Source organism: Chryseobacterium sp. CG10_8 (genome assembly GCF_058117085.1).
Genome location: NZ_JBYVEB010000117.1, coordinates 1 through 8,856 on the forward strand (window position 1 = coordinate 1; position 8,856 = coordinate 8,856).

5 protein-coding genes and 1 pseudogene are annotated in these 8,856 nt (G+C 34.3%); 4 read left to right on the plus strand and 2 right to left on the minus strand.

The window, feature by feature from the left end; all coding sequences use genetic code 11:
- Positions 1–243 precede the first annotated feature (243 nt).
- Together AC4AGG_RS14150 and AC4AGG_RS14155 are read right to left on the minus strand one after the other, a co-directional pair.
- A complete protein-coding gene (locus tag AC4AGG_RS14150) occupies positions 244–1,203 on the minus strand; it encodes an ARPP-1 family domain-containing protein (protein ID WP_489772664.1) in 960 nt (319 codons plus the stop codon).
- A gap of 403 nt (positions 1,204–1,606) precedes the next feature.
- Entirely contained in the window at positions 1,607–2,572 is a 966-nt protein-coding gene (locus AC4AGG_RS14155; protein WP_489772665.1) for an NAD-dependent epimerase/dehydratase family protein, read from the minus strand.
- A gap of 99 nt (positions 2,573–2,671) precedes the next feature.
- Between AC4AGG_RS14155 and ggt the strand changes: the two are divergent.
- The 4 genes and pseudogenes from ggt to AC4AGG_RS14175 all read left to right on the plus strand — a co-directional run bounded on the left by ggt (position 2,672) and on the right by AC4AGG_RS14175 (position 8,836).
- Positions 2,672–4,359: pseudogene (gene ggt, locus AC4AGG_RS14160) on the plus strand (gamma-glutamyltransferase).
- Between the two features lie 167 nt (positions 4,360–4,526).
- Positions 4,527–5,108, plus strand: coding sequence for a Crp/Fnr family transcriptional regulator (locus AC4AGG_RS14165; protein WP_489772666.1), 582 nt, complete (start codon positions 4,527–4,529; stop codon positions 5,106–5,108).
- 126 nt (positions 5,109–5,234) lie between these two features.
- Positions 5,235–8,240: a hypothetical protein gene (locus AC4AGG_RS14170; protein ID WP_489772667.1), complete on the plus strand. Its 3,006-nt coding sequence runs from the start codon at positions 5,235–5,237 to the stop codon at positions 8,238–8,240.
- Positions 8,241–8,266: 26 nt separating this feature from the next.
- Positions 8,267–8,836 carry a phage tail-like protein gene (locus AC4AGG_RS14175; protein ID WP_489772668.1) on the plus strand — a complete coding sequence of 190 codons (570 nt, stop codon included), beginning with the start codon at positions 8,267–8,269 and terminating at the stop codon, positions 8,834–8,836.
- Positions 8,837–8,856: the final 20 nt, after the last annotated feature.

An 8,856-nucleotide genomic window follows, 5' to 3' on the forward strand; every position in this document is an offset into this window, starting at 1 on the left:
ACTTTAACAATATCTTTTAGATGCCTAATTCAAAATCTTTATATAGCTTTCTACTTAATTTTCTTAAAATAATAAACTTTGTTTATTAATAATTTTAACATTAAGATAATCAGTTAATTAAGTAATATTATATAATAAGAAGTCAAAAATTTGATTTTAAATAAGAGTCATTAAATTAAAAGCCTTTAAATCCTTAATGGTAAAAATATTTTACAAATTTAGACAGGCTCTAAGATAATTCAGCTATTGAAAAGCGCTAATCTTCATATTTTTACCATTTACTTTCAGCTTGGAACCTTTGGTTTCTAAAATCTTTTCTTGCTGTTCTTCGTTGGCAAGCAAATTTGTAAGATATTGGTTAACTTCACTATCGCTAAGAGTCACCTCTTCCCCATTGAGAACAGCTTCGGTTGCATAACTGTTAAGTATTTGTTTCAAATTCGACTGAAAAAGATCCGAAGTTCCAAAGATGTCACAACCGATGATTTGGTCTCCAGAAACAGCAACTAAACCAACGATATCATTCTTCCCTTTAAAGCTTTTCAAATAGAAATCAACATATTTTTGGATTTCAATTTTCGTATCATCGTTCTTCGAAATAGCAGCGTAAGTCCCACTATTGGTATTGGTATTGTTCTTCTGATTGACTTTAGCCACATCTCGCCAAACGGCTTGTTGTGATTTCTCCATCACTATCGTCCTTCTAACATCATTGGATATTTTACTATGAAATTGATTAAACTGCGCTGTCCCTTGACTATCGCTATTCCAACGTCCACGTTCAACACAATATACACCAACAAAGGATTTTTCTTTTGGAGTGAGAATTTTCTCTTCGCGAACCACCCTATCTTGCTTTCCACCAGTAATGACATCTCCTAACTGCAACAAAATAGTAGCAGACGAAGTATTTTCGAACAAAAGTTGATTGACTTGTCCTCCTTCTGAAACTTCTGTGATTTTGACATAACCCTTAGTAATAGCTGTTTCCAAAGGAATATAATTGGTTTTATCATTAATCTCTTTTGCAAGAGATTCTTTTGCTCTAACTACGTAAATTTTTAATTTTTCTTTGGAATAGACGTATTCGGATCTTGCTTGTCTTTGGCTGTCAAAACCGATATCCAAGTTTTTAAGAGTCATTTGAGCGTTAGAAAGCCCAACAACTGAAATCATCAAACTGAGAGCTAATACATTTTTCATTTCTTTAAATTTTATAATTATGATGTAAATGTATTGGCTAAAATCAAGCATAATAACCAAAACTGGGTCAGAAATGAGGTTGACTTGGTGAAATAAAAAAATCCTGCTTTGAATTTCTTGAAAAGAAAAAACGGGCATTCGAAAATACCCGTCATTTAGAGCCTGTTTAAATTTGTAAATTAATTTTACCATTAAGGTATTGAGAGCATTTAGCTTAATGATTCTTAATTAAAAATCAAATTTTGATTTCTTATTTAATACTACTTAATTAGCTGAATATCTTAACGTTTAAAAAAAGAATAAACAAAGTTTATTTATTTTAGAAAATTAAGAAAAAAGTATAAGATTTTTTTTTAATTAAATTTAAACAGGCTCTTAATATTTTAAAAATAAATCGCAAAAATTAATTTTTTGCCATTTTTTTCTTCAAATTAACAATCATATCTTCCGTCATCTCAGGAAGACCAAATTTATAATCCAGATTCCAATCTCTTTTTGCTACAGAATCGTCAATCGACGCTGGCCAAGAATCAGCAATTGCTTGTCTAAAATCAGGTTCGTAAGAAATCTCGAATTCAGGAATATGCTTTTTGATTTCTGCCGCCAATTCTTTTGGAGTAAAACTCATTCCTCCCAAATTATAAGAAGAATGAACGGTCATTTGATCTTTTGGAGCGTGCATCAAATCCAATGTAGCCTTAATGGCGTCATCCATGTATAACATCGGCATTCCTGTATTTTCGGTAATAAAGCTTTTATATTTACCGTTCTCTAACGCTTCATAAAAAATCTCAACTGCATAATCGGTAGTTCCACCTCCCGCAGGTGTTTTCCAAGATATCAGTCCCGGATATCGGATGCTTCTCACATCTACTCCATATTTGTCATGATAATACTCGCACCACTTCTCACCAGCCAATTTAGAAATTCCATAGACAGTTGTTGGATTAAGAACAACATCTTGACCTACATCATGTTTAGGAATTCCTGTCCCAAAAACCGCAATAGAACTTGGCCAAAATATTTTTTTAATCAAACCTTCTTTTGCCATTTCACAGAAATTAAGCAATGGCTCTACATTGAGACGCCAAGCGAATAATGGCTGTCTTTCCGAAGTTCCGCTAAGTAGAGAAGCCAAGTGATACACTGTTGTAATCTCATAATCCCTAATGATATCACGAACTAATTGCGTATTGGTAACGTCCATCCTTTCATAATAACCCGCAGAAGTCAACGATTTGTCCCATCTATCCAATCCTGATGCTATAACATTTTCTTTTCCGTGGATTTCGACCAAACGATTGGTAAGTTCGGTTCCAATTTGTCCAAGTGCGCCTGTGATTAAGATTTTTTCCGTGGATGAGTCCATTAATGAATACTTTTTAGAATTAATATGAAGGTTAGCAAATTTAAAAAAATTGAAGTACTAAAAAAAGAAATTTCTAAATTTGAGACTTTAAGTACCAATATGAAAGCTCGACTAATCTATATCACTCTTTTAATCACCCAATTAACCTTTGCACAATTCACCGATTTTTCAATTATCAAAGAAGTGCATACAAAAAACAAGGGTGTTGTTGTTTCCGCTCATCCTCTTGCAAGTGAAGCTGGAGCGAAAATTTTAAAAATGGGTGGAAATGCCTTTGATGCTGTGATTGCCACACAATTAGCTTTAGCCGTTGTCTATCCTCAAGCTGGGAATATCGGTGGTGGTGGATTTTTGGTGGGTTACAAGAATAATGGTGAAAAATTCACTCTTGATTACCGCGAAAAAGCCCCAGAAAAGTCACATCGCGACATGTATCTCGATAAATCTGGAAATGCTAACACAGATTGGTCTCAAAACGGACATCTTGCGGTAGGTGTCCCTGGAAGTATTTCAGGATTTTTTGCTACGCTGAAACATGCAAAACTTCCGATGAAAACTCTAATACAGCCAGCTATTGATTTGGCGGAACAAGGTTTTGCAATTACAGAAAGGGAGGCATCGCTTCTCAATTCCAAGAGAGAAGAATTTTTGAAATTCAATAAAACATCGACCGCATTTGTTAAAGATACCCCTTGGAAAGCAGGAGATCTTCTTATTCAAAAGGATTTAGCAGAAACCTTGAAAAGGATTCAAACTTTGGGAGAAAAAGGCTTCTATGAAGGAAAAACCGCTGAATTTTTGGTTGCCGAAATGAAAAAAGGAAGGGAATCATTTCCTTAAATGACCTCAAAAACTATAAGACTATTGAAAGAAAACCGATAGATTTTGATTACAAAGGACATCAAATCATGTCGATGCCAATGCCTTCAAGTGGCGGAATTCTTTTGGCCCAAATGCTAAAAATGTCTTCTTTTGAGAATTTAGAACAATACCAACAAAATTCTGCTGAAGCAGTGCAAATTATGATTGAAGCTGAAAGAAGAGCTTACGCCGACAGAGCGGAATATATGGGCGATCCCGATTTTATCGAAGACAAAACACCAATGCTCATTTCAGAGGATTATCTTATAAATCGATGGAAATCATACAATTCTAACAAGGCAACAAATAGTTCTGAAGTGGGAAAAATTATTCCTCAATCTAAAGAATCTACTGAAACAACACATATTTCCATCATTGATAAAGAAGGCAACGCTGCTTCTGTAACTACCACCCTCAATGGTCTCTATGGAAGCAAAGTTGTGGTTTCTGGAGCTGGTTTTTTCCTTAATAACGAAATGGATGATTTTTCAGTAAAGCCTGGAGTTCCAAATATGTTTGGCGCAGTTGGAGGCGAAGCTAATTCGATTCAACCGAATAAGAGAATGCTTTCTTCTATGACACCAACGATTGTTGTAAAAAATGGAAAACCTTTTATAGTTGTTGGGACACCTGGCGGTACAACAATCCCGACATCTGTCTTCCAAAGTATTGTGAACATAATTGACTTCAAGCTTAATCCCAATCTTTCCGTTAACCTTCCAAAGTTTCATCATCAATGGCTTCCTGATTCGGTTGCTTTTGAAAAAAACTTTCCTAAAACTACTATTTCCGAATTGTCTAACAAGGGATACAAAACTGAAACCTGGAACCAAATCGGTAGAGTCGAACTCATCATTATCGACGAAAATGGAAATATTTCTGGTGTTGCAGACGGACGAGGGGACGACTCTGTTGCAGTAGAATGATATTTTTTATTTTCAATGTAAAATAAGAATAATCACTGACAATCTATAAAAAGGCTGCAAAAAATAACTTAACAACCAACAAAACAACGAATTATATAATAATATATATATATATATTTTGGATTGATTAATTTTTATCTTTGTTTTAAAATCAGAAAAAAAACACTATGCAATTTATAGATAAACTAAGAGTAAAAATCCTTAATTATTTGCCAGACTTTGATTTAGAAATATTAGAGAAAGGATTAGAAAAATTTGAGCTCAAACATTATTCTGCAGGAGAGTATATAGTAAAAATGGGGGAAGTTATTTCAGGAATTTATATTGCTGAGAAATCAATTAGTAGAGCTTACCAAATGAAAGAAAATGGGGATGAAAAAACCATGTGGTTAGAACCCGAAATGAGCTTCATTACTGATTTTTTCAGTTATAAGTATCAATCTCCAAGCGTTTACAGTATTCACCTTTATGAAGATTCTGATGTTTTTCTAATAAAATCTGAAGATCTCAAAGACCTTTATAATTCTTATCACGATTGGGCGCGTTTTGGAACCTCAATTTATGAAGAATATTTAATCTACATCTTTTACATGACCAATCTAATGGTTGATAATGATGCTGCTTCAAATTACGCTTTAATAGAAAAACAATTTACCAGATTTTTGCAGGTTGTACCATTGAAACATATTGCTTCCAGATTTAACGTTTCTCCTGTAACTATTTCTAGAATTAGGGCAGACAGAACCTAAAAGTCATTTCTTAACATTTGCATAGTGTACTTATTTTGACCTCATTATATTTTTGTCAAAATATTTTCATTAAAAAGTGTTTATCCTTCGAATAAACATAACTAATGAAAGCAAACGCAAATGTATATGAAAAAAAAATATCCTTTCTGGGTGTACGAAAAATCGTACGCAAAGTTAATCTTGATGCTCATTCTATTGTTAGGATGGAGTGTTAATGCTCAATTTTCTCAAAATGTAATCCCCTCGTCAGCATCTTGTATTGGTAACGGTAGTATGACTGCTAACATCACTGATGCAACTGTAGGAAGTTCGTTTAGTTATGCTTTATATCTCGGCACTTCTACAACGCCAATCAGAACCGGATTATCTACAGTAACGACAAGTAGTTTCAGTATTACTGAAACTAATTTGAGTGCAGGCAGTTACATTTTGACATCGCAAGAAATCACAACTTCAAATGTTACCTATACAAAAAATACAAACTTTGATATAGGAAACACTTACCAAGCCATTGCTTTAACAGCAACTGTAGCTTGTAATGATAATATTGTAGCGACGGTAACTCAAGGTACAGCAGCAACAGCTAATGCTTACACTTTACTTAATAGTTCTGGCTCAGTTGTTGCAGGACCACAAACAAGCAATATTTTTTCTGGAGTTGTAGCAGGAACTTATATTGTCCGTGTTACTAGTACTTGTGGAGAAACAGCGGGTTCTAACGGTGTCACAGTAAGCTCTTACGTTAATCCATACTCATTTTCAAGAATTTCTTCCGAAAAAACAAGTTTTAATTATTTATCATCTTGTGATAAGATCGATCATAACATAAGAGTATTTTACAATAACACTACTATACCAGCTGAAAAATTTCCAATGGTTATAAAGTATATTGTGAAGAATCCAACTGGAAATATCGTAGATATGTCCGGTGTAACAACAAGCAGCACCTATACCTATCAAACAACTTGGACATCAAATACAAATAACCAAGAGAATGTACAGTTACCTTACTTTTATAATCAATCCTTCACAATTACTGCTGAATTAACCGATTCTTGTGGTAAGACATATTCGCTAACAGACACAATTAATACTTCAATTAATTTTACAAACACGTTTCCCGCTGCGCAATGTGGTCAATCATTTATCCGATTAAGCGATTTTATTGCTTTATCACCAACTGCGACTATTACTTTCACAAGTTTTCCTTCAGGATTTATTGCTCAAAACTACAACAGTTCTTTCACTAACAACTCTTACTCACTAACCGCCGTTCCTGCTATAATTGATATAGGATCATACAATAATCCTGTCCCTTCCGGAAATTATTCAATTACAGTAACAGATGCTTGCGGACATAGTAAAGTCAATACTATTTTCATTAATACTTTTCCGCCTGTTTTAAGAAAAATGAGATATTTTCCAGGGTGTGATAATGAAGGTAGCTTTAGATTAGCAGTAACCAACGGAAATAATCTTCAACAATCAGGAAATATCACAAGTATGCAAATTACAGCGGCTCCAAGCACGTTTGTTGGAACATTACCTTTTGATGTAAGCTACGGAATTGCAAGTGATGGGACTTTCTCTATCAATTCTCTTCCTCCAGGAAATTATACTTTCCGTTCGGTCTCTACTTGCGGAACATTAATTAATACTTTTACAGTATATGGTAAAGAAATTACCTATAACACCAACCTAAGTTATGCTTGCGGAGGATTTAGCATAAGTCCTTCGCTACAATCAAGATTGGGACAAGAGCAAATGTACTTACAGAAGTTTTATCCTTCTTCTGGACAATGGGGACATCCAACTTCTGGAACATTATATGTAACTGGAAGCACAATTACCAGTACAACAGGCTTAGCTATTGGAAATAATGGCACCAATTCTGAAGGTCTTCTGACAGTTTCTGGATCATTGAATAATCTTACAGGAAGCGGACAATATCGAGTAATTGTACAATATAATGTATTCGAAAATGCTGTTGCCAACACAAATCCGACGCAGTATTGTTGGAATGTCTTAGACACATTTACTATTGATTCTTCTGGCATTATCTATAATGACTATTTTGTAACCTATTGTAGTACATCACCTACCACGTATAATTTGATAATTGATGCAAGTGGTTACAACCTGACTTACACTATTACTGAGAAAGACGGAGTTGCTTTTGTCATAAACAACGGTTATAGTGCTGTTTTCACCAATTTAGAAGAGGGTCTTTATACCATCAAAATAGCCGACAGTTGTGGAAATTCAAAAATAATAAAAGTTGTTTTGCAAAATGCAAAGCTGCCAAAAATAAAACCTTATAACTTGTGTGAGGGACAAGCTGGAAGCTTATACGTTGATGGATTTAGCTTTTTGACTTATACTTGGAGTTTTCAAGGAAGCTCTACACTGCCAACAAATACAGTAGTTAATGGAAATCAATTAAACTTTTCAACATTTTCTTCTGCAAATCATGCCGGTACATACACTGTACAAATAACCTATCCTGGAATTCCGTGCCTTAATTCTGCTCTTAGTTTTACCGTAAATCCAACAGGTCTACCGGAAGCTGGAACAGGGCAAACAATTACTATCATTCAAAATGACATCACAACTCCAACAATAGATTTATTTAATTATATTTCTGGAACATATGATAATTACGGAACTTTTAATGATGATGATTCGACAGGTCTATTAATTGGAAATGAATGGGTTGTTTCTCAAGCTTCTTCAGGGACATATCATTTTACATATAATGTTAATGGACTGTGTACAAGTCAAGATTCAACGGTTGTTACAATTATTTTAGTAGGTGCTTGCTATGATGACCCTAACCTAAATACATCCAATGATATAGACTCCAAGCACGGAATTACCTTATTAAGGAGAGCTGGCGAAAAAATTGGAGATTGGCCGATGATTAGAAAATCTGCTTTTACTGTTTTAGAATCAGGCAAAAAAGGATTTGTTATTACAAGGCTGGAAACTTCAGAACTTTCACAAATTACTCACCCGATTGACGGAATGATAGTTTATGATAAGACCGAAAGATGTTTGAAAATATATACTGTAGACGAATCAACCCCTACCAATTCTGGATGGAAATGCTACTCCAAACCAGCTTGTCCATAATTATTAATCAATAACTTCTTAAAAAAATGAAAAATATTATCATTAAAATATCTTTTCCAATATTTTTAATTCTTTCAGGACTTACTTCTTCTCAGGTGATTATTGGTGGTAAAGTCGGAAGTGCAGGAAATAATACCACATCTGTTTTGTTGGATTTCCCTACTGGAAAAAATAAAGGAATAATTGTACCATACATAACATCTATGCCCTCCAATCCAACACCTGGAACCATTATATTAGACACAACAAATCCGTTATCTGCAAGGATAAAATTTTTCAATAGTAACAGCGAAATTGGAAGTAACGGATGGACTGACTTAAGTGGCCAAGATGCTGATTTGAGTAATGAAGTATCTTACCAAAACATATTTTCCCCATTAGAGACTGATTCCAAAGCTATAATTGGATCAGACACAACTACAGCCGATGGAGTATTGGTCTTGGAAAGCTCTTCAAAAGCAATGGTTTTACCAAAAGTAAATAATGTTCAAGACATTTTAAATCCAAGTCCTGGAATGATCGTCTACATCAATAAAAGTGGCGCGAAAAGACTTGCCGTCTTCAATGGAAGCAAATGGAGCTTCTGGAAACCTTAAAGCAAAATACAAATTAACTT